Origin of the sequence: Mesorhizobium sp. KACC 23794 (assembly GCF_052180275.1) — a bacterium.
In the GTDB taxonomy this organism is placed as follows: domain Bacteria; phylum Pseudomonadota; class Alphaproteobacteria; order Rhizobiales; family Rhizobiaceae; genus Kumtagia.
The window spans coordinates 2,027,931-2,054,095 of the sequence record NZ_CP197465.1 but is presented as its reverse complement, the minus strand read 5'-3'; the positions used below and the strand labels follow the sequence as shown (position 1 = coordinate 2,054,095).

General features: G+C 65.0%; 28 protein-coding genes. 11 read left to right on the top strand and 17 right to left on the bottom strand.

Going from position 1 to position 26,165, the window contains the following annotated elements; all coding sequences use genetic code 11:
- Positions 1–77 precede the first annotated feature (77 nt).
- From kdpC to ACSBOB_RS10090, 14 genes are all read right to left on the bottom strand, one after another.
- On the bottom strand, positions 78–647 hold the full coding sequence (gene kdpC / locus ACSBOB_RS10155; RefSeq protein ID WP_442582275.1) for a potassium-transporting ATPase subunit KdpC: 570 nt from the start codon (positions 645–647) through the stop codon (positions 78–80).
- Positions 648–659: 12 nt separating this feature from the next.
- Positions 660–2,732 carry a potassium-transporting ATPase subunit KdpB gene (kdpB, locus tag ACSBOB_RS10150; RefSeq protein WP_442582274.1) on the bottom strand — a complete coding sequence of 691 codons (2,073 nt, stop codon included), beginning with the start codon at positions 2,730–2,732 and terminating at the stop codon, positions 660–662.
- 42 nt (positions 2,733–2,774) lie between these two features.
- On the bottom strand, positions 2,775–2,942 hold the full coding sequence (locus ACSBOB_RS10145; RefSeq protein ID WP_442582273.1) for a hypothetical protein: 168 nt from the start codon (positions 2,940–2,942) through the stop codon (positions 2,775–2,777).
- Between the two features lie 10 nt (positions 2,943–2,952).
- Positions 2,953–4,656 (bottom strand): potassium-transporting ATPase subunit KdpA, encoded by a 1,704-nt coding sequence (gene kdpA / locus ACSBOB_RS10140; RefSeq protein ID WP_442582272.1) that lies wholly within the window; start codon positions 4,654–4,656, stop codon positions 2,953–2,955.
- Between the two features lie 25 nt (positions 4,657–4,681).
- A complete protein-coding gene (kdpF, locus tag ACSBOB_RS10135; RefSeq protein WP_308055878.1) occupies positions 4,682–4,771 on the bottom strand; it encodes a K(+)-transporting ATPase subunit F in 90 nt (29 codons plus the stop codon).
- Between the two features lie 786 nt (positions 4,772–5,557).
- A complete protein-coding gene (gene secD / locus ACSBOB_RS10130; RefSeq protein WP_442582271.1) occupies positions 5,558–8,092 on the bottom strand; it encodes a protein translocase subunit SecD in 2,535 nt (844 codons plus the stop codon).
- 103 nt (positions 8,093–8,195) lie between these two features.
- Positions 8,196–8,585, bottom strand: coding sequence for a hypothetical protein (locus tag ACSBOB_RS10125; protein ID WP_442582270.1), 390 nt, complete (start codon positions 8,583–8,585; stop codon positions 8,196–8,198).
- A 156-nt stretch (positions 8,586–8,741) separates the two neighbouring features.
- Positions 8,742–9,659 carry a hypothetical protein gene (locus tag ACSBOB_RS10120; RefSeq protein WP_442582269.1) on the bottom strand — a complete coding sequence of 306 codons (918 nt, stop codon included), beginning with the start codon at positions 9,657–9,659 and terminating at the stop codon, positions 8,742–8,744.
- A gap of 146 nt (positions 9,660–9,805) precedes the next feature.
- Positions 9,806–10,066 (bottom strand): hypothetical protein, encoded by a 261-nt coding sequence (locus tag ACSBOB_RS10115; RefSeq protein ID WP_442582268.1) that lies wholly within the window; start codon positions 10,064–10,066, stop codon positions 9,806–9,808.
- A 33-nt stretch (positions 10,067–10,099) separates the two neighbouring features.
- On the bottom strand, positions 10,100–10,297 hold the full coding sequence (locus ACSBOB_RS10110) for a hypothetical protein (RefSeq protein ID WP_442582267.1): 198 nt from the start codon (positions 10,295–10,297) through the stop codon (positions 10,100–10,102).
- Positions 10,298–10,520: 223 nt separating this feature from the next.
- A complete protein-coding gene (gene dapA / locus ACSBOB_RS10105) occupies positions 10,521–11,441 on the bottom strand; it encodes a 4-hydroxy-tetrahydrodipicolinate synthase (RefSeq protein ID WP_442582266.1) in 921 nt (306 codons plus the stop codon).
- On the bottom strand, positions 11,438–11,863 hold the full coding sequence (locus ACSBOB_RS10100) for a hypothetical protein (protein ID WP_442582265.1): 426 nt from the start codon (positions 11,861–11,863) through the stop codon (positions 11,438–11,440). The genes dapA and ACSBOB_RS10100 overlap by 4 nt, the downstream gene beginning before the upstream one ends.
- A gap of 8 nt (positions 11,864–11,871) precedes the next feature.
- A complete protein-coding gene (locus tag ACSBOB_RS10095; RefSeq protein WP_442582264.1) occupies positions 11,872–12,141 on the bottom strand; it encodes a hypothetical protein in 270 nt (89 codons plus the stop codon).
- Positions 12,142–12,154: 13 nt separating this feature from the next.
- The gene (locus ACSBOB_RS10090; protein WP_442582263.1) at positions 12,155–12,328 is read right to left on the bottom strand and encodes a hypothetical protein; all 174 of its coding nucleotides are present in this window, start codon (positions 12,326–12,328) and stop codon (positions 12,155–12,157) included.
- A gap of 368 nt (positions 12,329–12,696) precedes the next feature.
- Between ACSBOB_RS10090 and ACSBOB_RS10085 the strand changes: the two genes are divergently transcribed.
- The 3 genes from ACSBOB_RS10085 (at position 12,697) to ACSBOB_RS10075 (ending at position 15,384) form a co-directional block, all read left to right on the top strand.
- Positions 12,697–13,008, top strand: a complete 312-nt coding sequence (locus ACSBOB_RS10085) for a zf-TFIIB domain-containing protein (protein ID WP_442582262.1) — start codon at positions 12,697–12,699, stop codon at positions 13,006–13,008.
- 126 nt (positions 13,009–13,134) lie between these two features.
- Entirely contained in the window at positions 13,135–14,154 is a 1,020-nt protein-coding gene (locus tag ACSBOB_RS10080; protein WP_442582261.1) for a Tim44 domain-containing protein, read from the top strand.
- A 105-nt stretch (positions 14,155–14,259) separates the two neighbouring features.
- Positions 14,260–15,384 (top strand): DmpA family aminopeptidase, encoded by a 1,125-nt coding sequence (locus ACSBOB_RS10075; protein ID WP_442582260.1) that lies wholly within the window; start codon positions 14,260–14,262, stop codon positions 15,382–15,384.
- 233 nt (positions 15,385–15,617) lie between these two features.
- On the opposite strand, the gene ACSBOB_RS10070 is transcribed toward ACSBOB_RS10075, so the two are convergent.
- Complete coding sequence (locus ACSBOB_RS10070; protein ID WP_442583703.1) at positions 15,618–17,192, bottom strand: alkaline phosphatase family protein; 1,575 nt, start codon at positions 17,190–17,192, stop codon at positions 15,618–15,620.
- Between the two features lie 142 nt (positions 17,193–17,334).
- Here ACSBOB_RS10070 and ACSBOB_RS10065 point away from each other — a divergent pair, with 142 nt between their 5' ends.
- The 6 genes from ACSBOB_RS10065 (at position 17,335) to ACSBOB_RS10040 (ending at position 22,038) form a co-directional block, all read left to right on the top strand.
- Entirely contained in the window at positions 17,335–18,267 is a 933-nt protein-coding gene (locus ACSBOB_RS10065; protein WP_442582259.1) for a VOC family protein, read from the top strand.
- A 13-nt stretch (positions 18,268–18,280) separates the two neighbouring features.
- Entirely contained in the window at positions 18,281–18,913 is a 633-nt protein-coding gene (locus ACSBOB_RS10060; RefSeq protein ID WP_442582258.1) for an alpha/beta hydrolase, read from the top strand.
- Positions 18,906–19,202: a GNAT family N-acetyltransferase gene (locus tag ACSBOB_RS10055; RefSeq protein WP_442582257.1), complete on the top strand. Its 297-nt coding sequence runs from the start codon at positions 18,906–18,908 to the stop codon at positions 19,200–19,202. Before ACSBOB_RS10060 ends, ACSBOB_RS10055 begins: the two co-directional genes overlap by 8 nt.
- A gap of 70 nt (positions 19,203–19,272) precedes the next feature.
- On the top strand, positions 19,273–20,262 hold the full coding sequence (locus ACSBOB_RS10050; RefSeq protein WP_442583702.1) for a proline racemase family protein: 990 nt from the start codon (positions 19,273–19,275) through the stop codon (positions 20,260–20,262).
- Positions 20,263–20,556: 294 nt separating this feature from the next.
- Entirely contained in the window at positions 20,557–21,006 is a 450-nt protein-coding gene (locus ACSBOB_RS10045; protein ID WP_442582256.1) for an OsmC family protein, read from the top strand.
- Between the two features lie 12 nt (positions 21,007–21,018).
- The gene (locus ACSBOB_RS10040; protein ID WP_442582255.1) at positions 21,019–22,038 is read left to right on the top strand and encodes an NADP-dependent oxidoreductase; all 1,020 of its coding nucleotides are present in this window, start codon (positions 21,019–21,021) and stop codon (positions 22,036–22,038) included.
- 137 nt (positions 22,039–22,175) lie between these two features.
- Here the strand turns inward: ACSBOB_RS10040 and ACSBOB_RS10035 are convergent, their stop codons facing one another.
- Positions 22,176–23,099 carry a PRC-barrel domain-containing protein gene (locus ACSBOB_RS10035; protein ID WP_442582254.1) on the bottom strand — a complete coding sequence of 308 codons (924 nt, stop codon included), beginning with the start codon at positions 23,097–23,099 and terminating at the stop codon, positions 22,176–22,178.
- Positions 23,100–23,353: 254 nt separating this feature from the next.
- Between ACSBOB_RS10035 and ACSBOB_RS10030 the strand changes: the two genes are divergently transcribed.
- Positions 23,354–24,274 carry a diacylglycerol/lipid kinase family protein gene (locus ACSBOB_RS10030; RefSeq protein ID WP_442582253.1) on the top strand — a complete coding sequence of 307 codons (921 nt, stop codon included), beginning with the start codon at positions 23,354–23,356 and terminating at the stop codon, positions 24,272–24,274.
- 10 nt (positions 24,275–24,284) lie between these two features.
- Here the strand turns inward: ACSBOB_RS10030 and ACSBOB_RS10025 are convergent, their stop codons facing one another.
- The gene (locus tag ACSBOB_RS10025; protein WP_442582252.1) at positions 24,285–24,488 is read right to left on the bottom strand and encodes a hypothetical protein; all 204 of its coding nucleotides are present in this window, start codon (positions 24,486–24,488) and stop codon (positions 24,285–24,287) included.
- 126 nt (positions 24,489–24,614) lie between these two features.
- Here ACSBOB_RS10025 and ACSBOB_RS10020 point away from each other — a divergent pair, with 126 nt between their 5' ends.
- Entirely contained in the window at positions 24,615–26,162 is a 1,548-nt protein-coding gene (locus ACSBOB_RS10020; protein ID WP_442582251.1) for a sensor histidine kinase, read from the top strand.
- Positions 26,163–26,165 lie beyond the last annotated feature (3 nt).

Below are 26,165 nucleotides of genomic sequence, written 5' to 3'. Positions count from 1 at the left end.
GTTTACGGGGAGTCCGAAGGACGACCGCCGAAGGCGGTGGAGGGGGCGAAAGACGCGAACTAGTCAACCTTGATCTTTCAGGAATTGCTCGCACCATCGAGTGCTAGATTCAACTCCAGCACATTTACGACGGGCTCACCCATGAAGCCAAGCTCCGGCCCCTGCACATGGCTTTCAACCAGCGCCTTCACCGCGGCCTCGTCAATCCCCCGCGCCTTGGCGACACGCGGCACCTGGAAATAGGCAGCTTCCGGCGAGATGTGCGGGTCGAGACCGCTGCCGGAGGTCGTGACCAGATCCATCGGCACCGGGGCGCCCGGATTCTCGGCCTTGAGCTTCTCGGCGTCAGCCTTGATGCGGTCGATCAGTTTCGGGTTGGTCGGCCCGAGGTTGGAGCCGCTGGAAGCGGCGGCGTTGTAGCCATCACCGGCAGCGGAAGGCCGGCCGTGGAAATACTTGTCGCCGGTAAAGGCCTGGCCGATCAGTTCCGAGCCGATCACCTGGCCGTTCTTTTCGATCAGGCTGCCATTGGCCTGTTTCGGAAAGATCGCCTGGGCGACACCGGTCATGCCGAGGGGATAGACGAGGCCCGTTATGACCGTAAGCATGACGATCATGACGATGGCAGGTCTCAATTGTTTCAACATGGGAGTTGTTCCTTAAGCAAGGCCGAGGGCGGTGATGGCGATGTCGATCGCCTTGATGCCGACGAAGGGCACGATGATGCCGCCCAGCCCGTAGACGAGGAGGTTGCGAGACAGCAGCGCGCCGGCGCCGATCGCCCGGTATTTGACGCCTTTCAGCGACAGTGGGATCAGCGCCACGATGATCAGCGCATTGAAGATGATCGCCGACAGGATGGCGCTTTGCGGCGTGGCGAGGCCCATGATGTTGAGCGCGCCGAGCTGCGGATAGAAGGCCAAAAACATCGCCGGGATGATGGCGAAATATTTGGCGATGTCGTTGGCGATGGAGAACGTCGTCAGCGCGCCGCGGGTCATCAGCAATTGCTTGCCGATCTCGACGATCTCGATCAGCTTCGTCGGGTCGCTGTCCAGATCCACCATGTTGCCGGCCTCTCGCGCAGCCACCGTGCCGGTGTTCATGGCGACGCCGACATCGGCTTGAGCCAGAGCTGGAGCGTCGTTGGTGCCGTCGCCGCACATCGCGACCAGCTTGCCCTTGGCCTGCTCCTCGCGGATCAGCGACAGCTTGTTCTCGGGTGTCGCCTGGGCGAGGAAATCGTCGACGCCGGCTTCGGCCGCGATAGCCGCCGCCGTCATCGGATTGTCGCCGGTGATCATCACCGTGCGGATGCCCATGCGGCGCAGTTCGGCGAAGCGCTCCTTGATGCCGCCCTTGACGATGTCCTTGAGATGCACGACGCCGAGCAGCCGGCCGTCGCGCACCACCGCCAGCGGCGTACCGCCCGCCTTGGCGATCTCGTCGGCGATGGACTGGATCTCGCGGATCGTTTCGGCGCTCGCCCTGGCGCTGCCGGTAGCGATGGTCGTCTCGTCGACATATTTGAGGACGGCATCGACGGCGCCCTTGCGGATGACCGAACCGTCGAAGTCGACGCCGCTCATGCGGCTCTGCGCGGTGAACGGCACAAAAATCGCGTGCAGGCTTTGCATGTCACGGGCGCGGATGCCGTATTTTTCCTTCGCCAGCACGACGATGGAGCGGCCTTCCGGCGTCTCGTCGGCAAGCGAGGCAAGCTGCGCGGCGTCAGCCAGTTCCTGTTCCTGGACGCCTTTCACAGGCCGCAGTTCCGTCGCTTGGCGGTTGCCGAGCGTGATCGTGCCGGTCTTGTCGAGCAGCAGCGTATCGACGTCGCCCGCCGCCTCGACGGCGCGGCCCGACATGGCGAGCACATTAAAGCGCACCAGCCGGTCCATGCCGGCGATACCGATGGCCGACAGCAGCGCGCCGATGGTGGTCGGGATCAGCGTGACGAACAGCGCCACCAGCACGATGACCGGAATGTAGCCGCCGGCATAGGAGGCAAAGCTCGGGATGGTCGCCGTGGCGAGCACGAAGATCAGCGTCATGCCGGCAAGCAGGATGTTGAGCGCGATCTCGTTCGGGGTCTTCTGCCGCTCGGCGCCTTCGACGAGCGCGATCATGCGGTCGATGAAGGTCGAGCCAGCCGCCGCCGTGATGCGCACGCGGATCCAGTCGGACAGAACCTGCGTGCCGCCCGTGACGGCCGAACGGTCGCCGCCGGATTCGCGGATGACCGGCGCGGATTCACCGGTGATCGCCGCCTCGTTGACGGAGGCCACGCCCTCGATCACCTCGCCATCCGACGGAATGATGTCGCCGGCCTCGACCAGGACAACGTCGCCGACCTTGAGGCTCGTGCCGGGCACCAGCTTGAAGCTGGCGCGGTCGCCGTTGGGCAACAGCTTGGCCTGGGTCTCGGTACGCGTCTTGCGCAGCGATTCGGCCTGCGCCTTGCCGCGGCCCTCGGCCACGGCTTCGGCGAAATTGGCGAAAAGAACCGTGAACCACAGCCACAGCACGATCTGGAAGGAGAAGCCGAGGCTGGCGCCGCCGGTGACGAGGTCGCGCAGGAACAGGACCGTCGTCAGGGCCGACACGACGGCGACGACGAACATGACCGGGTTTCTGGCGAGGCTCCTCGGGTCGAGCTTCTTGAAAGCGTCGCCGAGGGCGGGAACGAGGATGCGGGCATCTATGATGCTCACGGATTTTGACTGGCTCATGGGAGTCTCCAGCGGGGTGTCTGCCTGCCGCGCTTCGGCCGGTCAGGCCGCCGCGAACAGGTTTGTGAGGACAAGGGCGGCGAGCCCGACCGACAGCAAGACCAGCGTCATGCCGAGGATAACGTCGGAGGCACGCGGTGGCTTGCCGACGCCCCGCGCCATGAAGGCGGCGCGAGGATGGATGTGCATACGAAGCATTCGCAGGGACATGACGCGCTCCTCAGAACGTCTGGCCGAGCGTCATAGCGAGATGCTCGACGATCGGGCCGACCGCCAACGCCGGAAAGAAGGTCAGGCCGCCGACGATCAGGATGACGCCGACCAAGAGCCCGACGAACAGCGTACCATCGGTCGGGAACGTGCCCGCCGAGGCCGGCACGCTCTTCTTCATAACCAGCGACCCGGCAATGGCCAGCGCCGGGATGATGACCAGGAACCGGCCCATCAGCATGGCGAGGCCGATGGTGATGTTGTACCAGGGCGTGTTGCCGGTGAGGCCGCCGAAGGCCGAGCCGTTGTTGGCCGCGCCCGACGTGTAGGCGTACAGGATCTCGGAAAAACCGTGCGGTCCCGGGTTGCCGATGGAGGCGACGCCGGTCGGCAGCACCACGGCGATGGCCGTGAAGACCAGCATGGCGAGCGGCAGGCACAGGATGGCGAGCACGGCCATCTTGACCTCCTTGGCCTCGATCTTCTTGCCGAGATATTCCGGCGTGCGGCCGACCATCAGGCCGGCAACGAAGATCGCCAGCACGACGAACATGACGATGCCGTAGAACCCGGCGCCGACACCGCCGACGATGACCTCGCCAAGCTCCATGTTGATCAGCGGGATCAGGCCGCCGAGCGCCGTGAAGGAGCCGTGCATGGCGTTGACCGCGCCGCAGGAGGCGGCGGTGGTGACCACCGCGAACAGCGCCGACATGGCAATGCCGAAGCGGGTCTCCTTGCCCTCCATGTTGCCGCCGTCGATGCCGAGGGCATGCACCAGCGGGTTGCCGGCGGCCTCGGCCCAATAGCAGACGACGACGCCGGCCACGAACAGCACGCCCATGGTGGCGAGGATCGCCCAGCCCTGGCGCTGGTTGCCGACCATGCGGCCGAACACATTGGTCATGGCCGCGCCGATGGCGAAAATCGCAACCATCTGGATCATGTTCGAGATTGCGTCAGGGTTTTCAAAGGGATGCGCGGCATTGACGTTGAAGAAGCCGCCGCCATTGGTGCCCAGCATCTTGATGGCGATCTGCGAAGCGACCGGCCCAAGCGCGATGGTCTGCCTGGCGCCTTCCAGCGTGGTGGCGTCGACATAGGGACCGAGCGTCTGCGGCATGCCCAGCCAGACGAAGACCAGGGTCAGCACGATGCAGATGGGCAGGAGCACGTAGAGCGTGGCGCGGGTCAGGTCGACCCAGAAATTGCCGATCGACTTTCCGGAAGCCCGCGCGAAACCGCGGATCAGCGCCACTGCGATGGCCATGCCGGTCGCGGCAGAGACGAAATTCTGGACGGTCAGGCCGGCCATCTGCACGAGATAGGACATCGTGCTTTCGCCGCCATAGTTCTGCCAGTTGGTGTTGGTGACGAAACTGGTGGCGGTGTTGAAGGCGAGTTCCGGCGGAACGGCCGTCATGCCGGCCGGGTTGAACGGCAGAACACCCTGGAATCGCTGCATGAAATAGAGCAGGATGAAACCGGCAAGATTGAACATCAGCATGGCGGCGGCATAGGTCGTCCAGTGCTGCTCCTCCTGCTCGCCGGTGCCGGCGATGCGGTAGAGGCCGCGCTCCAGCGGGCCAAGAACGGGTGAGAGCAATGTGCGCTCGCCCGAGAAAACGCGGGTCATGTAGCCGCCGAGCGGCTTTACGAGAACAATGACGAGCCCGCAGAAAAGCAGGATCTGGATCCATCCGATGAGGGTCATGGAAGTGGCTTTCCGGGCGTGACGGTCAGAACCGTTCGGGGCGAACGAGTGCGTAGATGAGGTAGGCGAGCAGGAACAAGGTCACCGCGCCGCCAATGAGATATTCGAACAGCATTTTCGTGGTCCTTGGACTACAGACGGTCGCAGGCAGTGATGTAGGCAAAGCATATGCCGAAGAAAGCCAGACCGATGACAATCAGGGCGATGTCCATTTTGATATCTCCGTATCGATTCAGGCCGGCTCGTCCGTTCGATGTTGCAGCTTTTCAACAGGCTGTATTTCGAAACGGCACGTATACCGGCGCCAAAACACCATCGCCGCACGGTCGGTGCGGTGACGGCTTTGTTGAATTTGACAAGGGAGATATGCGCCCGGAGGCCGTTAAGGTTCGAGACGGACGCAGCCGGAAAGATATAAAAATCCTATAAAGATTTTTGCGACCGGATTTCCGGTGAAGTCCGGAATATCACTTAATTTCAATGCTTTGCCGTGTCAGATTGGCCGGAACCGCGCAATGGCCTTCACGCTGACGCTAAAAATGGGGGTGAAGCATAGAGTTTCGACCTATCGGCGATGCGAACGGATGCCGAAACCATTCATCGCATTGTCATAGCACTCCGTCCAGCACCCCTCATCCGACCTCGCTTCGCGAGGCCACCTTCTCCCACAAGGGGAGAAGGTGGAGTTTCGCGCCAACCTCACCGCTAATCGCCAGCGTTGGAGATTGGCTGAGACGAAGCGGCCGTGCTCCACCTTCTCCCCTTGTGGGAGAAGGTGGCCTCGCGAAGCGAGGTCGGATGAGGGGTGTTGGACAGAGTGACGCGTCGCCAAAAGCAACTCGACCGCTCCCGGAGCCGTTCCAAAAGGAACGGCTCCGCTTGCGTTAGGTCGACCCGACCGTCACGCCTTGGCGGGCGTGCCCGTCGGGGCCGGCAGTTCTCCCGAAGCATGCCGGCGCTTCCACCAGTCGCCGAGCAGCAGCAGGATCGGCGCTGCGATGAAGATCGACGAGGTGGTCGCGACCACGACGCCGAACACCATGGGGATGGCAAAGTTCTCGACCGCGCTGCCGCCCCAGATCGCCATGGGCAGCATCGACAGCAGGATCGCCACCGACGTGTAGATGCAGCGCGCGAACACCTGGTTGATGCTCATGTCGATGAGTTCGCGCAACGGCATCTTCTTGTAGAGCCGCAAATTCTCGCGCATCCGGTCATAGACCACCACCTTGTCGTTCACCGAATAGCCGATGATGGTCAAGAGCGCGGCGATCGCCGTCAGGTTGAAGTCGAGCCCGAGCAGCGCGAAGAAGCCGATCGTCTTGGTGGTGTCCAGCACCAGCGTGGCGATGGCGCCGATGGCGAAATTCCACTCGAACCGCCACCAGATGTAGAGCAGCATCGCCGCCGCCGCGAAGACCACGGCAAGCACGCCCGATTGCGCCAGTTCGCCGCTGACCTTCGGCCCGACGACCTCGGTGCGCTCGAACTTGACCGATGGATCGAGCTTCTGAACGGCCTCCTTGACGGCGGTGACCGCGGTCGTCTGCGCCTGCTCGCCGCCGTCCTGGCGCTGGACGCGGATCAGCACATGATCGCTGTCGCCGATGTTCTGGAGCGCGATCTCGCCGAGGTTCAGGTTGGATAGCGTGCTGCGAAGCACGGCAAGGTCGGTCGGCTGCGAGGTCGCGATCTCGACCTGGATGCCGCCCTTGAAGTCGATGCCGTAATTGAGGCCGGGCTTGAAGAACAGGCCGATCGAGGCCAGCGACAGCAGGGCCGACAGCGCGATGCCGAGGAAGCGAGCGTTCATGAACTGGAACGACGTCTTCTCCGGGAAGAAGTGGACCAGCGGCTCGACGCGGATGGTCTTCATCTTGCGGCGGCGCACCACCTCGGTCATCAGCACACGCACCACCGCCACCGCCGTGAACATCGACAGCACCGTGCCGATCATCATGGTCAGCGCAAAGCCGCGCACCGGGCCGGAGCCGAACATGAACAGCAGGCTGGTGGCGATGAGCGAGGTGACGTTGGCGTCGACGATGGTCGAATAGGCGCGCTTGAAGCCGTTGTCCAAAGCCGCGAAGGCCCCCAGCCCGCGCCGTGTCTCCTCGCGTATCCGCTCGTTGATCAGGATGTTGGCGTCGACGCCGAAGCCGATGCCGAGGATGATGCCGGCGATGCCGGGCAAGGTCAGTGTTCCGCCGATCAGCGTCAGTGCGCTGAAGGTCAGGATCAGGTGGAGCAGCAGCGCGAAATTGGCGATCATGCCCCAGGCGCCGTAGAGCAGGACCATGAACACCACCACCGCCAGGAAGCCGGCGACGCCAGTGTAGATGCCCATCTTGATGACGTCGCCGCCGAGATCCGGACCGACGGTGCGCTCCTCGATGACGGTGAGCGGCGCAGGCAGCGCGCCGGCGCGCAGAAGCGCCGAGAGGACAACCGTGTCCTCGACTTTAAAACTGCCGCTGATCTGGCCCGACCCGCCGGTGATCGGCTCGCGGATGACCGGCGCCGACAGCACCTTGCCATCAAGCACGATGGCGAAGGGTTTTCCGACATTGGCGCTGGTGATCTCGGCGAACTGCCGGGCGCCAAGACTGTCGAAGCGGAAAGAGACGATGGGCTCCTGCGTGCGCTGGTCGAAACCGGCGCGGGCGTCGGTCAGCCTTTCGCCGTCGAGCGCCACCCGGTCTTCGATCGCATAGGTCTGGCCGGACTTGGCGTCGGGAAGCATCGACACGCCCGGCGGCAGGCGATCGCCCTGCTGCACGTTTGCGACCATGTGGAACGTCATCTTCGCCGTGCTGCCGAGCAGTTCACGCAGCCGCGTCGGGTCCTGCAGGCCGGGAAGCTGGACGAGCATGCGGTCGGAGCCGACACGCTGGATGGTCGGCTCGGCGACACCGACCTGGTCGACGCGCTGGCGCACGATCTCCAGGCTCTGCTGGATGGCCGAGTCGAGCCGGGCGTTCAGGCCAGCCTCGGTCGGCGTCAGCTTTATCTGGCTGTCCGTGGCGACGACATCGATATCGGCGCGACCGGCGCCGAAGGCAAGCCCGCCAACCGGCTGGGACAGGCCCTTGAGGATGTCGAGCGCCTTGGCGCGCTGCGTTTCATCGGGCACCACGGCGACGACGGAATCGCCGACCAGGCGCACCGACTGCGTCTGGACACGATCCTTGCGCAGCGAATCGCGCGCCTGGTCGAGCAGGGCGCGCAGCCGGTCCTTGCGGACGGCATCGGCATCGACCTCGAGCACGAGGTGCGACCCGCCCTGCAGGTCGAGGCCGAGCGTCACCTGCTTGTGGGGAAGCCAGCTTGGCAGGGCCGCCAGTTGCTGCTGGGTGAAGAGATTGGGAAGCGCGACAAGAATGCCGGCCAGAATGATGATGGCGTAGGTCACCACCAACCAACGGGATGTTCGCATTGTTCTGATACCATGACGGGCAATCGCCGGCGCTCTTCTCGCGCACGGACGATCGCTGTTTCGAAAACGCCGCTCCGCAAGGAGCAGCGCCGTTCAGGGCTGATCAGGACAGGGCTGGAGGCGCGCGAGCGGCATAGGCGCGCGGCAGCGCGACGGAGGACGGCGCGGACGCAGCGGCGGCGTCGCCGATTTCGGCGAAAACTTCCGGGAGGGTTTTGAGCTCCGGGGGTAGAAGAGCCTTGCCGCCGCCGTCGCCTTGCGGCACGGCAGCGCTGAATTCGCGGCTCTCAAAGGAAACGGATGGCCGCAGATGGCCGGCGGCGCGCGGATCGCGCGCATCCATGCCGCCCGCCGCGGTCCGCGACTGCGACGCGGGCGAGGTCGTCTCCGTGGAGAGCGGTCCGTAGGCTCCGGCGACCGCCGCCGCCAGATACAGGAACAGCGCCGACAGGAAGCCTGTCGCCTTCGTTCCGTATAGCCTGGCCCGGTTCATGCCGCCTCAAAGTCCTCGCGACTGCCGCTGAACATATGTGTTGATCACCAATCGCCTGCCACCGCAAGGGCGCAGATGAACGGGAAATGTGGTGACGTTGGGTCGGACGGCGACGTTCGACGTAACGTGTAAGCCCCCCGCGACGGCTTGGGGACGCTACATCTCCGTCAGATAGGGCAAGTCCGGGTATAGCCGCTCGACCAATGCACGCCGCATTGCAATGGCAAGGGGGTCATGAAAAACTTCCAGGGCTCTTTTCGCTTCCTCGACCGTCAACCAACTGTCGCCGAGACGCCAGCGTCGGATGAACAGCCAATCGAGACTGTGCCGTCGACCGGCTTCGACACTCCTGCGCGCCCGTTCGTTTGTTGACGCACGGATCAACGCCTTCGGACCGTATTTGGCGCGCGCCTCTTCGTTCCATAGCTTCATGCTTGCCAGGGCTGCCGCGACATCACTTTCGGTAATCGCTGCAAGCCGATCCATCTCGTCTCGGATGTCGCCAGGCATTGAGAGCGCCGCCCGCTCAACGGCGACAACAAACCTTCGATCCGACGCAAAATCGATGCTCCACTCTCTCGGTTGATCCCGCCAACAGATGGTTTCGGCAATCGTCGTCCACATTCCATCGCTTACCAACCCCAGTACCTGCAACACGGATTGGACGTCCGGCGTCGCGTATGCGGGTCCAAGACCTTTGACTGGATTGATATTGGCTGCCGGTGGAGGCGGGGCTCCGCGGATGCTCAAAGCCAGCCCCTTTGGAGGACGCACTGTGCCATCTTGAAGCCGATACTGCAGTTGCCCTCGTTGACCGGCCAGCTTGAGAACAACAACGCAGACATCGTCCCAGCGCGGCAGAATCTCAGGTAGTGTGGGGTTTTTCAGAGGTATGGCTCCCCTGCCGTTTTCTTCGGCGTAGCCGAGAGCCACCAACGCCTCGCAACTCATTTGGTAAGCCGACGTGAATGAATGGTCCCAAGACTTGCCGTCGTCGCTCAACTGCTGGTTTCGAGCCAGATAGTTGGCCGCCACAGCCGGCCAAACGGAAGACGGGCCATTTTCCGCGAACATCACATTTGTTCCATCGTTCCTTTCGCTGTTCTTGGAAGTGGCTTCCCGGAACGCTGTGCCATCATCTCACACAGGGGAGCAATCAACTCAAGCCGGCGCATCGGGGGACTCGGGCAGGACGCCCGCTCCCCCGGCGCTGGCGCCGGTCAATGCCGCCATACGCGCGAAGGGCGATCAAAGGCAGGGCCGAAGTCGACGATCGTGTCGTCGGGCGCGCAGGATACGGCGCCCGGAACACGGTCGCTCTCGACCATGGCGAAATGCACGGCGGCCTCACGGTCGGTAAACAGGCCGCCGACGAGGCCCTTGCGGTCACGAACCACCCAGCACCCCTGCGCGTCGCGGCCGACGAGGAATCGGCTCCGCAGCGAAGGAGGCTCGGACTTGCGAATGATTGCTCTTTCCATGACTGTTTCCTTTCGATTGCGACTTTGGCGCGTTCAGGTCGTCGCCCACATGATCAGGGCCGCCAGCGCCAGAGCGCCGGCCACGACCGTGCCAAGACGGAAGAACATCGCCAGTTCATTCGGATGGGCTGCCGGACGCGAATTGGGCATGTCCGCCCGCGGCGGTGTCGCGGCGGGTGTTGCCTGCCGCGCCTGCCGCGCGATGTGATAGACGCCTAGCCGGGAATACATTGCCGTCGCTCCATGTCTGTCCGCGCCTCGCCAGCCAATAAGGCCGTTCTTCCTGGGATTTGCCCGACCAGAGCGGCCGGAACAGAAGCGAGGCGTATTGGTAAGATAAAAACAGAGACGTATGTTTTCGATTTGATGCCATTACTGCCGAAATAGTTTTGTCATATATTCCGGAGCGCATTCGGATATCTTCTGGGCGCCCATCGACAACTGCCGGCCGGCATCATGCCGCCCGCGACCGCGGCGAGGAGATATCCGCCACCGGCCGCAGCGCTTCCTCGATGGCGGCGGCGGTCTCCGGCAGGACCGGAACCAGCGGCAGGCGCACATCCGGACGAATGAGGCCGAGGAGGTGGAGCGCGTATTTGACCGGCACGGGGTTTGTTTCCAGTTCCAGCGCGGCGACCAGCGGGCGTAGCGTCTTGTGGATCGCCCTCGCGGCATGCACATCACCGCGCCGGCAGGCGTCGTGCATATCGACGCAAAGCCGCGGCGCGACATTCGACACCACCGAGATCGTGCCGCTGCCGCCCATCGTGTTGAATCCGAAGGCGGTGGCGTCGTGGCCCGAAAGCTGGATGAAACGCTCGCCGAACTGACTGGTCACGGCCATCGGGCGGGCAAGATCGCCGGTCGCATCCTTGATGCCGACGATCGCCGGGATCGCGGCGAGACGCTCCAGCGTTGCCGGCGCGACGTCGACGGCGGTGCGCGCCGGCACGTTGTAGACGATGATCGGAAGATCGACCTGCCGCGCCACCGACTGGAAGTGCCGGAAAATCCCCTCCTGGCTCGGCCGGCTGTAATAGGGCGTCACGATCAGCGCCGCATCCGCGCCGAAAGACCTCGCCGCCGCCGTCAGGGCGACGGTCGATTGCGTGCAGTTGGTGCAGGTTCCCGCTATGACCGGCACACGGCCGGCGGCCGCCTCGACGCAGACCCGGATGACGGCCACCCGCTCGTCGAAGGACAGTGTGGGCGCTTCGCCCGTGGTGCCGCAGGGAACGACAGCGGCGATGCCCTGCCCGACCTGCCATTCGATCAGCGCCCGCAGCGCTTCACGGTCGACGGCGCCGTCATTGAAGGGCGTGACAAGCGCCGTCATCGCGCCGCGCAGGCGGCCGCGCAATTCGTCGGTATTCATGATGCTGAAAACTCCGTTGGATGCCGGCCCTGGACCGCGCCCGATCTCTCCCGGGCAGGTGCGCAGGACCGGATGAAGGCCGCGAGGACGGCGGCCGGAAGGTCGGCATGTCGCGCCGTGAACCGGTCGCCGGCGTTGCCGGGGGCTCTCTCGATGACGCAGGTCCAGCGCCCGCCGCTGCGCCTCATGCTGCGGACCGACCGCTTCGGCTCGGCCCGGTCGAGCAGAAGCAGCACGGAATCGACCAAGGCGTTCGCCGCCATCAGCCCTGCGAAGCGGCTGCTGGCCCGGCCGGGCGATCCGCTTGCTCCGGTGAGCGGCAGGGCGGCGGCAGCCTCCCACAGATGGTGCTCGCGCAGCACGCGGGCAGCTTCTATGCGGCAGGCAAGGTCAGCCAGGCCGCGATTAAGGGCAGCGTCCATGGCAGGCTTCAGTCCAGCGCCTTGTGGAGGACGCGCAGGCCGAGCGACAGCGCCACGAACCACAGCGCCTCGTCCCAATGGTTGAAGGACTTTGTCGGGAACCGCTCGCCGGCGATCATGGCGAAGACGGCGGCGCAGATCGAATAGATCGACAGCCAGGCAGCGGTCGTCAAGACATAGCCGGTCTTGCCCATCATGCCGATGAAAAGGGCCACGCAGAGTTTCAGGCCGAAGCGGCCGATCGTGACGCGGGAACCCTGGTCGAGCTGGATATGCATGGTGGACGACCGGCTATTGCAGGTGCCGCCAGACGCCGGCCACCACCGGCAGCGCGGCGACGGCCGCGGCCAGCACCAGCAGGACGCAAAGGACCGCGGCCTCCAGCGCCACCGCCTTGAGGGAATATCCGCTGCCCGGCCGGCCCCGGCGGGCAGCGGGAAACTTGAGGGTCGTAACCTGTCGCATCGAATGCACCTTCGTCGAAGGCGTGAACAGCAAACCGCCAACGCTGCGGCACACCTGGCCGGGCTGATCGGGATAAACGGCTCCGGAAATTCACGCCGGATGGGTGCTTTATTAGGATCGCCCCTCATAGGAATTCGAGGCGGGACGGGCTGCGACGGCATAAGGAAAGCATGATGCCGGACCGACAAGGGCGTAGAGATTGTAGTGATTCCGTAGGAAAGGACTTGAAACCCGCCGGTTTTATCGCCAGATCAGGGGGGCGGACCGGGCCCCTCTGGCTGTTGCGTCAAGCGGCAGCGATGTCGGACCGTATTTTTTGGGCCCGCCTAGCGACAATCGAAGCGGGTGCCGGAACAACGGAGAACCGCATGTCGACCCCCATTCTGGGCCTTGTCTGTCCTTCCTGCCGCATCGCGCTGGTCATGAGCGAGCGCCAGGGCATCGAGATCGACTATTGCCCGCAATGCCGCGGCGTGTGGCTCGACCGGGGCGAACTCGACAAGATCATCGAACGCGGCGGCAGGGAAGCGGCGGCGGCCGCCCCGACGCAATCGGCGTCCCAGCAGCCCGCCCAACAGCCCCGGCCTCAGCATGACCGGGACCACGACGACGGATACAAGCGCTCGCACGGACATTTCCCCAAGCGCAAGAAGTCGTTCTTCGAGGAATTGTTCGACTGACCGCCGGGTTCACGACGCCCGGCCCTTCCGCCTCATCGGCGAGGTCTCGGACGTGGCGGGCAATAAATTCGACAGACATCGGCGCGGCGCAGCCGTCCGCAGCAATAGCATCCAGGAGGAAATGACATGTTGAATTCGAAGGCCGGCCGGGGTTTTGCCTTGATGGCCGCGCTGTTCATGGCGTTCTCGCTGTTCAGCGTCGACTACGCCGAGGCCCGGCGTGGCGGCAGCTTCGGCAGCCGCGGCGCGCGCACGTCCCAGTCGGCGCCGGCGACAAACACGGCACCGCAGCCGGCGGCCCCGGTCGAGCGCTCGATGACGCCGAGCACCGGCACCAACCAGGCCGCCCGCCAGCCGCAGGCCGGCACGCAGCGGCCCGGCTTCATGAACGGCCTCGGCGGTTCGCTGATGAAGGGCCTGTTGATCGGCGGCCTGATCGGCTTGCTGCTCGGCCAAGGGTTTGGCGGGCTGGCCGGCATGTTCGGCCTGCTCATCCAGGCGGCGCTGATCGGCGGCCTGATCTTCCTGGTACTGCGTTTCTTCCGGTCGCAGCAGGCGCGTTCGCCGGCTCCGGCAACGGCCGGCGGACCGTCGGGCGGCTTCGGGCGTGGCGCGAGCGGCTTCAGGCGTGACGACAATGCGGCGCGTCAATCGGAAAACGCCGGCTCGTTCCAGATGCCGCGCTTCGGCGGCTCGTCCGCCATGGGCGGGGGCGCGTCGATTGACGTGTCCGAGGACATCACGCTCGGCCAGGACGACCTCAATGCCTTCCAGCAGCGGCTGACCGAGGTGCAGGAGGCGTTCGGGCGCGAGGACCATGCCGCGCTGCGCCGGCTGGTGACGCCGGAAATGGTTTCTTATCTCTCGGAAGAACTGGCCGACAACGCCAAGAACGGCTTGCGCAACGAGGTGTCGGACGTGCATCTCGTTCAGGCCGACGTCGCCGAAGCGTGGCGCGAGGGCGATCGCGATTATGCGACGGCGGCCCTTCGCTACGAATCGATCGACGTGATGCGCGATCGGACCACCGGCGCGGTCGTCGAGGGCGATCCCGACGAGGCGACCGAGACGACGGAACTTTGGACCTTCACCCGCCGGCGCGGGACGGACTGGCAATTGTCGGCGATCCAGGAAGTGCAAGCCTAAGCTGCATGACTCTCATTGCCCTCGCCGGCTACGGCGGGGGCATGGCGCGAAGCCGTACTCCCGCATAGACTTCGCCGATATCGCGCGAATCCATGAGGGGTGGAAATGACCGCCGAACACCATCTTGAGACGCCCGGCGGAAAACCCCGGGCGCGGTCATTCGGTATCCTGTTTGCAGGCGAGCCGGGACGCTGGAACGCCATCACCGACGTGCCGGGCGTGTCGGTGGGTCTTGTCACGCTGATCTCGGGTGACGGGCCGCTGGAAATCGGCATGGGGCCTGTCCGCACCGGCGTCACCGCCATCCTGCCGCGCCCCCTGCCGGATCTCGCCACGCCGGTGTTCGCCGGCATCTTCAGCGCCAACGGCAATGGCGAACTGACCGGTTCGCACCTGATCGAGGAAGTCGGCGCGTTCAACTTTCCGGTCACCATCACCAACACCCATTCCTGCGGCGTGACCCGCGACGGCACGCTGCGCTGGCTGTCCAAGGCGCTGCCCGAGGCGATCGAGAGCGCCTGGGGCCTGCCGGTGGCGGCGGAGACCTATGACGGGTTCCTGAACGACATCAACGGCCACCATGTGACCTTCGAGCATGTGGCGCAGGCGCTGGACGCGGCCGCGTCGGGACCGGTCGAGGAAGGCAGCGTCGGCGGCGGCACCGGCATGATCACTTTCGGCTTCAAGGCAGGCTCCGGCACCGCCTCGCGGCTGGTCGAATGGCAGGACAGAAAATTCACGCTCGGCGTGTTCGTGCAGTCGAATTTCGGAAAACGCCGCAATCTTACGATCAAGGGGCGGCGGGCCGGCGAGGAACTCGCAGAGCCGAAGATCGTCGAGGGGACGCCGCGCGCCGAAAAGGGCTCGATCATCGCCGTCGTCGCCACCGATGCCCCGTTCCTGCCGCACCAGCTGAAGCGGCTGGCGCGGCGCGTGCCGCTCGGCGTGGCGATGACCGGCGGGCTGGGCTACCACAGTTCCGGCGACATCTTCCTCGCCTTCTCCACCGCCAATCCGGAGGCGGCGGCCGCGGCGTCCGGAAAACTGGCGCGGGCCGACTACGTGCCGGACACGGACATCGACCCGTTCTTCGACGCAGTGGTGCGCGTGACCGAGGAAGCGATCCTCAACAGCATGGTCGCCAACGAGGACATGACCGGCCGCGACGGCAATTTTGTACCGGCGCTGCCGAAGGATTTCCTGGCGAGGGCGTTTCCGCCGGCTTATTGAGGTCGGGTGAGCCGCCCTACTCCGCCGCCGCGATCCGCGCATGCGTCCGGCCGGCAAGGGCGGCGCCGACCTCCTCGACCGCCTGGGCGGCGCGCGAATGCGCGTGGAGCACAAAAAACGCGGATAATTTTTTCGCCTTCGCCCGAGATACGGAGCGGAAATACCGAGGTTTCGGGCGGGAAAGGTCAACGCATTGAAAGCACTCGAAGGACGACGGCTGGCCCGGCGCCGCCCTACGGATCGAACTCGATCGGACCCTCGCCGGTAAGCTCGACCAGCGCCAGCGACTGGTCGAGGTGCTCGGCCCGCCAGTCCAGCAGCCGCTCGGCATATTCCAGCCGTACGCCCCGATAGGCAGGATCGCCTGCCCTGTCGCGCAATTCGCTGGGATCGTTTTCGAGGTCGAACAGCAGCGGCGGCAGTCCGCCGCCGAAATGCACGTATTTGAATTTTTCGGAGCGGATGACGGCGAGGTTGCATTGCTGCGGACGGATGCCGAAATGCGTCTCCGCCGTTGCTTTCGAGATCGAGCGGAAGTCGAACTCCCAATGAGCGGCGTCGCGCCAATCCTTCACCTTGCGGCCTTCGACGAAAGGCGCCAGCGAACGCCCGTCCAGCCAGTTCGGCGGCGCAGATCCGACCAGCTCCATCATCGTCGGCGCGACATCCACCGCTTCCGTGAAGGCATCGACCACCCTGCCCTGGCTCTTGCCCGGCTGGCGGATGACCAGCGGGACATGATAGCTCTGGTCGAAATAGCCGCCCTTGCCGAGCATGAAATGGTCGCCCATCATCTCGGCGTGGTCGGAGGTCAGCACGATCAGCGTGTCGTCCCATGCACCGGCCTTTTGCAAGGCGTCCCAGACGCGGCCGAGCTGGAAATCCACCTCCGAGACCATGCCGTAATAGATCGACCGGATGGTGCGGAATTCATCCTCGCTCCAGTCGCGCACCTTTCCCCTGGCGCCCGGAATGAACTTGGTCTTGCGCTGGCGTTCGAGCTCGTAGTCCAGCCATGGGTGGCCTTGCGCCTCGTCGTGCCAGCGCTTCGCGCGGTTGAAGCCTGGGCCGTCCGCCGGGTCGTACAGCGCATTGAACGGCGCAGGCACGATGAAGGGCGGATGTGGGCTGATAAAGGATATGTGGGCGAACCACGGTGCGCCGGCATCCTGCTCGCCCAGCCACCGGATGAACTCGCCGGCCAGGAAAGCGGTCGGCGTCTCGTCGCGCGAATAGACGGGCGGCGCGCGCGACACCTCGTCGTGGCGCTTTCCGGCGGAACGATGGATTTTCGGATAGCCGGCGCCAGCATCGACGCCGCGCGCGCTGAGCCATGACAGCCACTGCTTCTGGTGCTCCGGCAGGAGCTGGCGCGGCGTGAAGCCCGGCAGGATGCCTTCATAGCTGCGCAGGACAGGATCGCCCGTGGCGTGGTCGCGCGGGTCCGGCGCCACGTCGGTATAGCCGAACAGCGTCGGATCGTAGCCCAGCGCGCGGGCAGCACGCGCAACGTTCCAGCGCCCGCCATCCATCGGCGTGCCATTGCGGCAGACGCGGTTGGTCATCTGGTAGAGGCCGGTATAGAGGCAGGCGCGGGCCGGCGAGCAGGGTGCCGCGCCGGCGAAATGGTTCCGGAACAGCACCCCCTCGCGCGCAAGCCGGTCGACATTCGGCGTCCTGACGACCGGATGTCCCGCGGCCGACAGGCAATCGCCGCGCCACTGGTCGCATGTTATGAAAAGAACGTTCGGCCGCCTGGTATCGTCGGCCCGTTCATCCGGAACCGAGCCGGGATAGCGCCGGCGCATTTTCCTGAACGACTTTCGATTGTCGTCTTCAGATTGTGAACGATCCATCCTGTGTTCCGTATCTTTCCGGGCCGGCTGTTTTGCCCGACATAGGGTCCATCCAAGCGGCATCGACCGCAATTCGAAAAGAAAGGTCAAGACGATGATCGACCAGATCAAGGGCCTGCACCACGTCACCTCCATGGCGCGGGACGCTCGCGAGAACAACCAGTTCTTTACCCACAAGCTCGGCCTGCGCCGGGTCAAGAAGACCGTCAATTTCGACGCGCCGGATGTCTACCACCTCTACTACGGCGACGAGAACGGCACGCCGGGCTCGGTGATGACCTATTTCCCGTTCCCCAACATCGGCAAGGGCCGTCCCGGCGCTGGCGAGGTCGGAACGACGGTGTTCGCTGTTCCGGAAGGCACCCTTCCCTATTGGGAAAAGCGGCTTGTCGACCAGAGCGTGACCGGGCTTTCCCGCGAGACCAGCTTTGGCCAGGACCGGCTGCATTTCGACGGGCCTGACAGCGACAGTTTCGCGCTGGTCGAGGTTGCCGGCGACGGCCGCGCGCCTTGGGCCGAGGGCGGCGTGCCGGCCGACGAGGCGATCCGCGGGTTCCATTCCGCGTCGCTCAGAGTGCGCGACGGCGGCGCCACCGAGGACCTGTTGAAATACATGGGCTACGAGGTGGTCGACACGTCCGCGAATGTCCGGCGGATGGCGATCAAGGACGGCAACGGCGCCGACACGATCGACATCGAGACGGTACCCGGCGCCAACCTGGCCGACCTCGGCGCGGGTTCGGTGCACCACATCGCCTTCGCGGTGGAGAACAGGGCGAAGCAGCTCGAGGTCCGCAAGGCGCTGATCGATACCGGTTACCACGTCACCCCGGTCATCGACCGCGACTACTTCTGGGCGATCTATTTCCGCACGCCGGGCGGCGTGCTGTTCGAGGTCGCCACCAACGAACCGGGTTTCGACCGCGACGAGGACACGGCGCATCTCGGCGAGGCGCTGCGGCTGCCGACCCAGCATGCGCACCTGCGCTCCTACCTGGAAAAGCACCTGCAGCCGCTCGACGCCTGAAGGAGACAAGACGATGTCGACGAACGCCTACACCCACAAGCGCCTGCCCGGGGAACCGGGCGGGCCCCTGCTCTTCACCTTCCACGGCACGGGCGGCGACGAGAGCCAGCTCATGTCGCTCGGCCGCGAGTTGCTGCCGTCCGCGACGATCGTCTCGCCGCGCGGCGACGTGTCCGAGTTCGGCGCGGCGCGTTTCTTCCGCCGCACCGGCGAAGGCGTCTACGACATGGACGACCTTTTCCGCGCGACCGCGAAGATGACCGGCTTCGTCGCCGCCCATGTCGAGGCCGAAAAGCCGTCGAAGGTAATCGGCATCGGCTATTCGAACGGCGCCAACATCCTGGCCTCGGTCCTGTTCGCGCGGCCAAAACTGTTCGACGCGACGGTGCTGATGCATCCGCTGATCCCGTTCGAACCGGAGGTCGACGGCAGCCTGGCCGAACGCCGCATCCTGATCACGGCCGGTCGCCGCGATCCGATCTGCCCGCCCGACCTGACGAACCGTCTCGCCGGCTATTTGCGCGCCGGGGGAGGCGATGTAACACTGGAATGGCATGAAGGCGGGCACGAAGTGCGACCAGGCGAGATAGAGGCGGCGAAACGTTTTCTCGCCGGAGCAAGGACAGGGGAGACGACCGATGCCTGACACGAAACCTGACATCGAACTCGACGATCTCGGATCGAAGGGCCGCTACGTCTTCAGGGACGCGGGCGCCGTGGCCGAGATGACCTTCTCCAAGGCCGGGGAACACATGATCATCATCGACCACACCGAAGTGCCCGACGCCTTTCGCGGACAGGGCGTCGGCCTGCGGCTGGTGACGCGGGCGGTGGAAGACGCCCGCGCCGCCGGCAAGAAGATCATCCCGCTCTGCCCGTTTGCCAACGCGCAGTTCCGGCGTCACCCGGAATGGGCGGATGTGCTGAAGTCGTAGGGTCCGGGCTCTCAGGGGAGGGACGCAGTTGCCGAAGTCGGGGTCGGGCGTGGCGATTGATACGGTCGAGATGCACACCGGCGGCGAGCCGGTGCGCATCGTCACGGGCGGCTATCCGGGCATCCCCGGCGCGACGATCCTGGAAAAGCGACGTTACGCCCGTGAAAACCTCGATCCTCTGCGAAAATTGCTGATCTTCGAGCCGCGCGGCCACTACGACATGTATGGCGTCATCCCGGTCGAGCCCGACCTGCCGGGCGCCGACATGGCCGTGCTGTTCATCCACAATGAAGGTTATTCGACCATGTGCGGGCACGCGGTGGTCGCGCTCGGCCGCTATGCGGTCGACCACGGCCTCGTGCCGCCGCAGACGCCGTTCACCGAGGTCGCGATCCAATGCCCCTGCGGGCTGGTGCAGGCACGGGTCGAGGTGGCGGAAAAAGATGGCGGTTTCGTCACCGGAGGGGTTTCGTTCGAGAGCGTGTCGTCCTTCGCTTTCGCGCTTGACCAAATGGTCGACGTGCAGGGGATGGGGCCGGTAACACTCGACATCGGTTATGGCGGCGCCTTCTACGCGATCCTGCCCGCGCAATCAGTCGGGCTCGATGTGCGCACCTCGCCGATCGCGGCCCTCGTCGAAGCGGCCGACCGCATCACCAAGGCGACGGCCGCAGCCATTCCGCTCGACCATCCCGACGATCCCGACCTCGCTTTCCTTTACGGCACGATCCTGACCGACGGCCGGGACGGCTTCTCCGAAGAACCCACCCGCAACATCTGCGTCTTCGCCGAACGCGAGGTCGACCGAAGCCCGACCGGAAGCGGCGTCTCGGCGCGGATCGCCGTGCAGGTTGCCAAGGGCCAGATCGGCCTTGGCCAGTCGAGGCGCTTCGAAAGCGTTACCGGCGCGGTGTTTTCCGGCAAGGCGGTTCGCGGCGAAAAATGCGGTCGCTTCGATGCGGTGCGCGTCGAGGTCGGAGGGCGGGCGTATTATTCCGGCCGCTCGCATTTCACGCTGGAGGACGGCGACGAACTCGGGCGGGGTTTTCTGCTGCGGTGAGCGAGGCTTGCTGCCACGACAAAGGTATGGATTCGTCCTCGGTCGCTGCTTTGATCTGTTGCACCCCCCACTCGCAGGTGGAGGTTTTGGGGTGCGGTAGCGATCTGATGGGTGCCGCCGACATGGTGGTCGATAGCCAAGCGCCATAACCATGAAGGAACAGAATTCCCTTTCCGCCAAGTCTGCCGCAAAATCCGTCGATGGCGTCAACCGATCCTTGCGCTAGACTGACGGTGAGCAGGCGAGGCCGGCGCCCGCCGCGCGCCACCTCACGAAAAACAGGAACGACCCGCCATGTCCGCAGCATCCAAGCACCCTGTCCGCCCCACCGGCGCCACCGCAAAGCTGCGTCCACGGCAAAGCCCGGTGGTGACTTCCGCGACAGGCGGCGAATTCACGCTGTCGTCACATGTCAGCGCGCCTGGGTTCAGCCCGGTGGACATGCTTTATGGCGCGTTGGCCGGATGCCTCGTGCTGAGTGCACGCGCGGCGGCGGCAAAGCTCGGCGTGCTGGATAGGCTGGGCGATGTCAGCGCCCGTGTCACCGGGCGCAAGGCGGCGGAAGGGCCGTCGCGCGTCGAAGCTTTCCACGTCGAGATCGAGATCGGCGGCGACATCGATGCAGCAGTGAAGAAAGAAATCGCCGAGGCGGCCGAAGGCGAGATCTGCACCGTCAGCAACACGCTGCGCGGACATCCGTCGATCGAGGCGGTGCTTGTCGACAGCACCGCCGTCCCGGCCTGAGGAGAAAAATCCATGACCGCCGAAAGCAATCTGCGCATCCTGCTCGCTGCGCGGCCCGAGGGCCGGCCAAAACCTGCGGATTTTCGTCTGGAGCGAGCGCCCGTGCCGGAGCCGGCCGATGGGCAGGTGCTGCTGAGGACGCTGTACCTTTCGCTCGATCCCTATATGCGCGGCCGCATGAACGCGGCCAGATCGTATGCCAAGCCGGTCGAGATCGGCGAGTTGATGGAAGGCGGCACGGTCGCCCGCGTCGAGCAATCGCGACATCCGGATTTTTCGGAGGGCGACATCGTGCTTGCCCATTCCGGCTGGCAGGCTTTCGCGCTGTCGGACGGCGCCGGCCTGCGAAAACTTGATCCGAAGGCAGCCCCCGTGTCGACGGCGCTGGGCGTGCTCGGCATGCCGGGCTTCACCGCCTATGCCGGGCTGCTGACCATCGGCCGCCCGAAACCCGGCGAGACCGTGGTCGTGGCAGCGGCCAGCGGCGCCGTGGGATCTGCGGTCGGGCAGATCGCCCGCATCAAGGGCGCACGCGCCGTGGGCATCGCCGGCGGGGCCGACAAATGCCGCTTCGTCCGCGACGAACTCGGTTTCGCCGCGGTGGTCGATCATCGCGCGCCGGATTTTTCCGACCAGTTGAAGGCGGCATGCCCGGACGGCGTCGACGTCTATTTCGAGAATGTCGGCGGGCCTGTGTGGGACGCGGTGTTCCCGCTGCTCAACGATTTCGCCCGCATTCCGGTCTGCGGCCTCATCGCCCAATACAACAAGATCGACCATCAAGGCGCCGACAGGCTTCCAGTGGTGATGCGCGAAGTGCTCAGCCGCAGCCTGACCATCCGCGGCTTCATCCAGCGCGAATTCGCCGACCAGCGCCCCGCCTTCTACACGGACATGGCTGGCTGGATCGCCGACGGCAGCGTGCGCTACCGCGAGGACATCGTCGACGGGCTGGAGAATGCGCCCGAAGCCTTCATCGGGCTGCTGGAGGGCAAGAATTTCGGAAAGCTGGTTATTCGCGTGGCGTCTTAGCGCCCGCATCATGATCGCAGCGATCCGCAAAGACGAATGAGGGCACATTCGCGACCGCGCAAGATGTGTGGCCGCATGAAAAGGCCCGCGCCGTTGCCGGCGCGGGCCTTAGCCTTAAGGATCGATCGACGGAAAAACTACTGCAGCATGATCCGCTGTTCGTCACGCTTCTCGGCCCATGTGCTCTTGTCATAGGCCGCGGCAGCGTCGAGCTGCTCCTTGGTGAAGGTCGTGTACAGATACTTCTTGCCGTCCTTGTCGGTCATGAAGGCAAGCTTGTCCATGCCGACCGCGACCTCCTTCTCGCCGATGCCGAGGAAGCCGCCGACATCGATGATCACGGCGTCCACCTTGCCGTCCTGGGTCAGGACAACGTCGCCGATCTCGCCGAGATTGGCATCGTTGGCGCCATAGACCGTGGTGCCTACCAGTTCTTCGGCACGGATGTCGCCGGCCGGCATTTCCGTGAGCGTCGACTTGTCGATCGCCGCCGTCGTCGTGGTGTCGGTCGCGGCCGGGGCCGTCGCGTCGGCAGGCGCAGCCGGCGCCATCGCGGTGTCAGCCGGAGCCGGAGCGGTTGTCGTATCGGCCGGCGCCGGCGCCATGGCCGTGGTGTCCCCGGCAGGGGCCGCGGCCGGATCATACGGACGGCGGTCGAACTCGGCCTGCGCCTGCAACTGATCCTTCGTGGCGTTCACGACGATCCAGCGGTCGCCGTCCTTCTCGGCCCATTTGATGTCGCCGTAGTTCATGGCAACGTTTTTCTCGCCAAGGCCGAGGAAGCCGCCGACGCCGATGATCACGGATTCGACCGCGCCGTTGGAGCCTATGACCACGTCGTTGACGCTGCCGATGTTTTCCGCATCGTCGCCGGTGCCGTTATAGACGGTCTCGCCGATCAGATTGGTGGCCAGGAAGCCGTCGGACTTCACGACCGGTGTCGCGGCGGGCGCTTCGGCTGCCGGAGCCGTCGCAGCCGGCGGCGTGGTGGCCTCCTGGGCATAGACGGCGCCTGTCAGAAGGGTGACCAAAGCGGTGGTAGCCAAAAGTTTGCGGACCATGATATTCTCTCCTTGTGCGTGGAACTGCATGCACCGACACGCCCGGTAGAACCGTCGCTGGGGAAGCCGGGCGTGGCGTGCTGGTTGGAGAACGTCGCCACCCTCCATCGGTTCCGCATTTTTCTGGCCGACACCACCCGCTCCCGCCGTAAAAACGATTTGCCGCCAAGGCCTTGCACGAACGGAACCTTTTCGGCGCAGGGCCGTTTTGCGAAGCCGTGCCTATTGCGCGGGCGCAGGGGAGTTCAGGAAAAATGCGGTTTATCGCCGTTCTCAATCGCGACGGCGGCACATTGCGCACGACGGACCTGGATTCGTTTTCCGATCGTCTGACCGCAGTTCTCACGGCCGCCAGGCACACGGTCGATATAAATCTTGTCGATGGCAAGGATATCGTCTCCGCGCTCAAGAAAGCGGCCGGGAGGAAGGGGGCCGACGTGATCCTTGCCGGCGGCGGCGATGGCACAGTCTCCGCCGCAGCCGCAGCGCTGATGAATTCGGACAAGGCGCTGGCGGTGCTGCCGGCCGGGACGATGAACCTGTTCGCACGCGGGCTGGGCATCCCGCAGCAGTTGGACGCTGCCTTGCTGGCCTTTGCCGAAGGCGATGTGAAGGCGGTGGACCTGGCCAGCGCCGATGGCCGTCCCTTCGTTCACCAATTCTCCATCGGTCTGCACGCCAAGATGGTGGTGCTGCGCGAGAAGATGGAATTCGCCTCGCGGCTGGGCAAGATCGGCGCCTCGGTGAAGGCCGCCTACAGGACCGTGATGAAGCCGCCGTCGATGCGCGTGCAACTGACCATCGGCGGCACGGAGATCGTAACCAAAACTTCGGGCATCGGCATCAGCAACAATCTGTTCGGCGAGGGCCACCTGCCCTATGCCGACGAGCCGGACGGCGGAGTTCTTGGCATCTATGTCACCGTGGCGCAGGAGCGCGGCGAACTGATCCGCATGGCCGCCAACATGGCGCGCGGCAAATGGCGCGACAACGATCAGGTGGAAATCCACGAGGCCGAGGAGGCCGAACTCAAGCTGCTGTCGAAAAACCGGAAATTTCGCTGCGTCATCGACGGCGAGCTTTTTCCGCTACGCGACACGACCCGCATCCGCATCCACAAGAAAGCACTGAAAGTGCTGGTTCCGAGAGCCGAGAAAAATGCCAAGGCGGCTTGAAGCGCCAGCGTCAGCCGCCGGACGAATCCTTGCCGCTGGCGGGCGCCGTCACGCCGCCCGGATTGTCGGCGGCTGGTGCTTCGATCTTCTCGCCCCATATCTCCAGTCCCGCCCAAACCACCATCGCCAGCAGCAATCCGGCGATCAGGACCACCAGCACTGGGCGTCCCCAGCCGGCCTGCCGTGCCTTGTCGGTGGGTATGGTCTTTTGCATGACGGGTCTCCCGATGCGTGGCGCGCCTGGTCGGCTTTTCCCCTCGTCAATGTCCGGTCGGGACCAAAGTTCCCGGCGGTTCGCCCCTTTCAGGTTGGGTAAGGTTTTCATGGGTATAACCTGGCGGTGAGTTTCGGCACGGTGCAGAACAGGAAAGACGAAAATCCCGGCTTGCCGGATCAGGTCTGGCAGGCCGTGCGCTCGCCAGCGCGTCAGGCTGTGCTGAACAGGCTGCCTTATGCCGATCTCGTGGACGATGCGGATTTCGGCAGGCTGACGACCTTGGCTGCCGCCGCCTTCGGCGCGCCGGTCGCCTTGCTCAGCCTCGTCGACAGCGAACGGCAGCGCTTCCCTGCCCGCATCGGCGTCGAGGACCGCGAGACGCCGGTCAGTCTTTCCTTCTGCGCCCACGCCATCGCCTCGGGAAGCGAGGTCATGGTGGTTCCGGATGCGACGACGGATTCGCGCTTTGCCGGAAACGCGCTGGTGACCGGGCCGCACAATGTGCGTTTTTATGTCGGCGCGCCGCTGGTCGTCGATGGCGAGCGTATCGGCACGCTGTGCGTTCTCGATCGCCTGCCGCGCGCCGAGCCGGATGCGCAGCCGATCGAGCAGTTGAAGCTGCTTGCCGGTCTTGCCTCCAGCCTGTTCGCCCTCAAGGAAGGAACGCGCAGCGGCACGCTCGCGCAGATGGCGCTGGATCGCGAGGAAAAGCGGCGTGCAGTGGCGCTGGAAGCCGCGTCTCTGTCCAGCTGGATATGGGATGTGAGAAGCGGACGGGTCGAATGCGACTACAGCCTGCCGCAACTGTTCGGCCTGCCGCCTGCCAACATGCTGCGGGCCAGAAAATTCTTCCACGCCATCGACAGGCGCGACGTGCGGTCGGCCGACACGAAGTTTCGGCGGACGCTGGAGGTATCGGACGACTATTTTGGCGAATACCGTGTCCGCCATGCCGAACCGACGCGCTGGCTGGCGGCGCGCGGACGGGTGGTCGAGCGCGACGCGGAGGGCAGGCCGCTGCTCGTCTTCGGCGTGAACTACGACATCACCGAGCGAAAGACCGGCGAGGAGCGCCAGCGCCTGCTGCTGCGCGAACTCAACCACCGCGTCAAGAACACGCTGGCGACCGTGCAGGCCCTGGCCTCGCAGACGGTGCGCCATGCCCGCGATCCGCGCGAATTCCTGGCAGCCTTCAGTTCGCGGCTGCAGGCGCTGGGCGTCGCCCACGGCCTGCTTTCGGACCGCGAATGGCGGGGCATCGCGCTTCGCGACCTGCTGCGGCTCGAGATCACGCCGTTCGACGACGAGAGGAGCCCGCGCGTCAGGCTGGACGGGGCGGACACGTATCTGTCGCCCGACCAGGCGCTAGGCCTCGGCATGATCACGCATGAACTTGCCAGCAACGCGGTGAAGTACGGCGCCTTGTCGGTGCCGAAGGGCGCGGTGGACCTGTCCTGGACGATAGAGGGCCGCGAGGAGGCGCGGCGGCTGCGGCTTGCCTGGCGTGAGGTTGGCGGCCCCTCGGTCAGCCGTCCCGAACGGGAAGGTTTCGGCATGATCCTGATCCGCCGCGGGCTCGACAAGGTGATGTCGAGCGAGGTTCGGCACGAGTTCGGGAGCGATGGCGTCGTCGCCGAAATTTCGCTTCCGCTGGAGACGAACGCCGCCTGAGCC

Bases quoted from the DNA above. Each gene is read 5' to 3' on its own strand.
- kdpC (WP_442582275.1), bottom strand. From the start codon at position 647: ATGTTGAAACAATTGAGACCTGCCATCGTCATGATCGTCATGCTTACG.
- kdpB (WP_442582274.1), bottom strand. From the start codon at position 2,732: ATGAGCCAGTCAAAATCCGTGAGCATCATAGATGCCCGCATCCTCGTT.
- ACSBOB_RS10145 (WP_442582273.1), bottom strand. From the start codon at position 2,942: ATGTCCCTGCGAATGCTTCGTATGCACATCCATCCTCGCGCCGCCTTC.
- kdpA (WP_442582272.1), bottom strand. From the start codon at position 4,656: ATGACCCTCATCGGATGGATCCAGATCCTGCTTTTCTGCGGGCTCGTC.
- kdpF (WP_308055878.1), bottom strand. From the start codon at position 4,771: ATGCTGTTCGAATATCTCATTGGCGGCGCGGTGACCTTGTTCCTGCTC.
- secD (WP_442582271.1), bottom strand. From the start codon at position 8,092: ATGCGAACATCCCGTTGGTTGGTGGTGACCTACGCCATCATCATTCTG.
- ACSBOB_RS10125 (WP_442582270.1), bottom strand. From the start codon at position 8,585: ATGAACCGGGCCAGGCTATACGGAACGAAGGCGACAGGCTTCCTGTCG.
- ACSBOB_RS10120 (WP_442582269.1), bottom strand. From the start codon at position 9,659: ATGTTCGCGGAAAATGGCCCGTCTTCCGTTTGGCCGGCTGTGGCGGCC.
- ACSBOB_RS10115 (WP_442582268.1), bottom strand. From the start codon at position 10,066: ATGGAAAGAGCAATCATTCGCAAGTCCGAGCCTCCTTCGCTGCGGAGC.
- ACSBOB_RS10110 (WP_442582267.1), bottom strand. From the start codon at position 10,297: ATGTATTCCCGGCTAGGCGTCTATCACATCGCGCGGCAGGCGCGGCAG.
- dapA (WP_442582266.1), bottom strand. From the start codon at position 11,441: ATGAATACCGACGAATTGCGCGGCCGCCTGCGCGGCGCGATGACGGCG.
- ACSBOB_RS10100 (WP_442582265.1), bottom strand. From the start codon at position 11,863: ATGGACGCTGCCCTTAATCGCGGCCTGGCTGACCTTGCCTGCCGCATA.
- ACSBOB_RS10095 (WP_442582264.1), bottom strand. From the start codon at position 12,141: ATGCATATCCAGCTCGACCAGGGTTCCCGCGTCACGATCGGCCGCTTC.
- ACSBOB_RS10090 (WP_442582263.1), bottom strand. From the start codon at position 12,328: ATGCGACAGGTTACGACCCTCAAGTTTCCCGCTGCCCGCCGGGGCCGG.
- ACSBOB_RS10085 (WP_442582262.1), top strand. From the start codon at position 12,697: ATGTCGACCCCCATTCTGGGCCTTGTCTGTCCTTCCTGCCGCATCGCG.
- ACSBOB_RS10080 (WP_442582261.1), top strand. From the start codon at position 13,135: ATGTTGAATTCGAAGGCCGGCCGGGGTTTTGCCTTGATGGCCGCGCTG.
- ACSBOB_RS10075 (WP_442582260.1), top strand. From the start codon at position 14,260: ATGACCGCCGAACACCATCTTGAGACGCCCGGCGGAAAACCCCGGGCG.
- ACSBOB_RS10070 (WP_442583703.1), bottom strand. From the start codon at position 17,192: ATGCGCCGGCGCTATCCCGGCTCGGTTCCGGATGAACGGGCCGACGAT.
- ACSBOB_RS10065 (WP_442582259.1), top strand. From the start codon at position 17,335: ATGATCGACCAGATCAAGGGCCTGCACCACGTCACCTCCATGGCGCGG.
- ACSBOB_RS10060 (WP_442582258.1), top strand. From the start codon at position 18,281: ATGTCGACGAACGCCTACACCCACAAGCGCCTGCCCGGGGAACCGGGC.
- ACSBOB_RS10055 (WP_442582257.1), top strand. From the start codon at position 18,906: ATGCCTGACACGAAACCTGACATCGAACTCGACGATCTCGGATCGAAG.
- ACSBOB_RS10050 (WP_442583702.1), top strand. From the start codon at position 19,273: ATGCACACCGGCGGCGAGCCGGTGCGCATCGTCACGGGCGGCTATCCG.
- ACSBOB_RS10045 (WP_442582256.1), top strand. From the start codon at position 20,557: ATGTCCGCAGCATCCAAGCACCCTGTCCGCCCCACCGGCGCCACCGCA.
- ACSBOB_RS10040 (WP_442582255.1), top strand. From the start codon at position 21,019: ATGACCGCCGAAAGCAATCTGCGCATCCTGCTCGCTGCGCGGCCCGAG.
- ACSBOB_RS10035 (WP_442582254.1), bottom strand. From the start codon at position 23,099: ATGGTCCGCAAACTTTTGGCTACCACCGCTTTGGTCACCCTTCTGACA.
- ACSBOB_RS10030 (WP_442582253.1), top strand. From the start codon at position 23,354: ATGCGGTTTATCGCCGTTCTCAATCGCGACGGCGGCACATTGCGCACG.
- ACSBOB_RS10025 (WP_442582252.1), bottom strand. From the start codon at position 24,488: ATGCAAAAGACCATACCCACCGACAAGGCACGGCAGGCCGGCTGGGGA.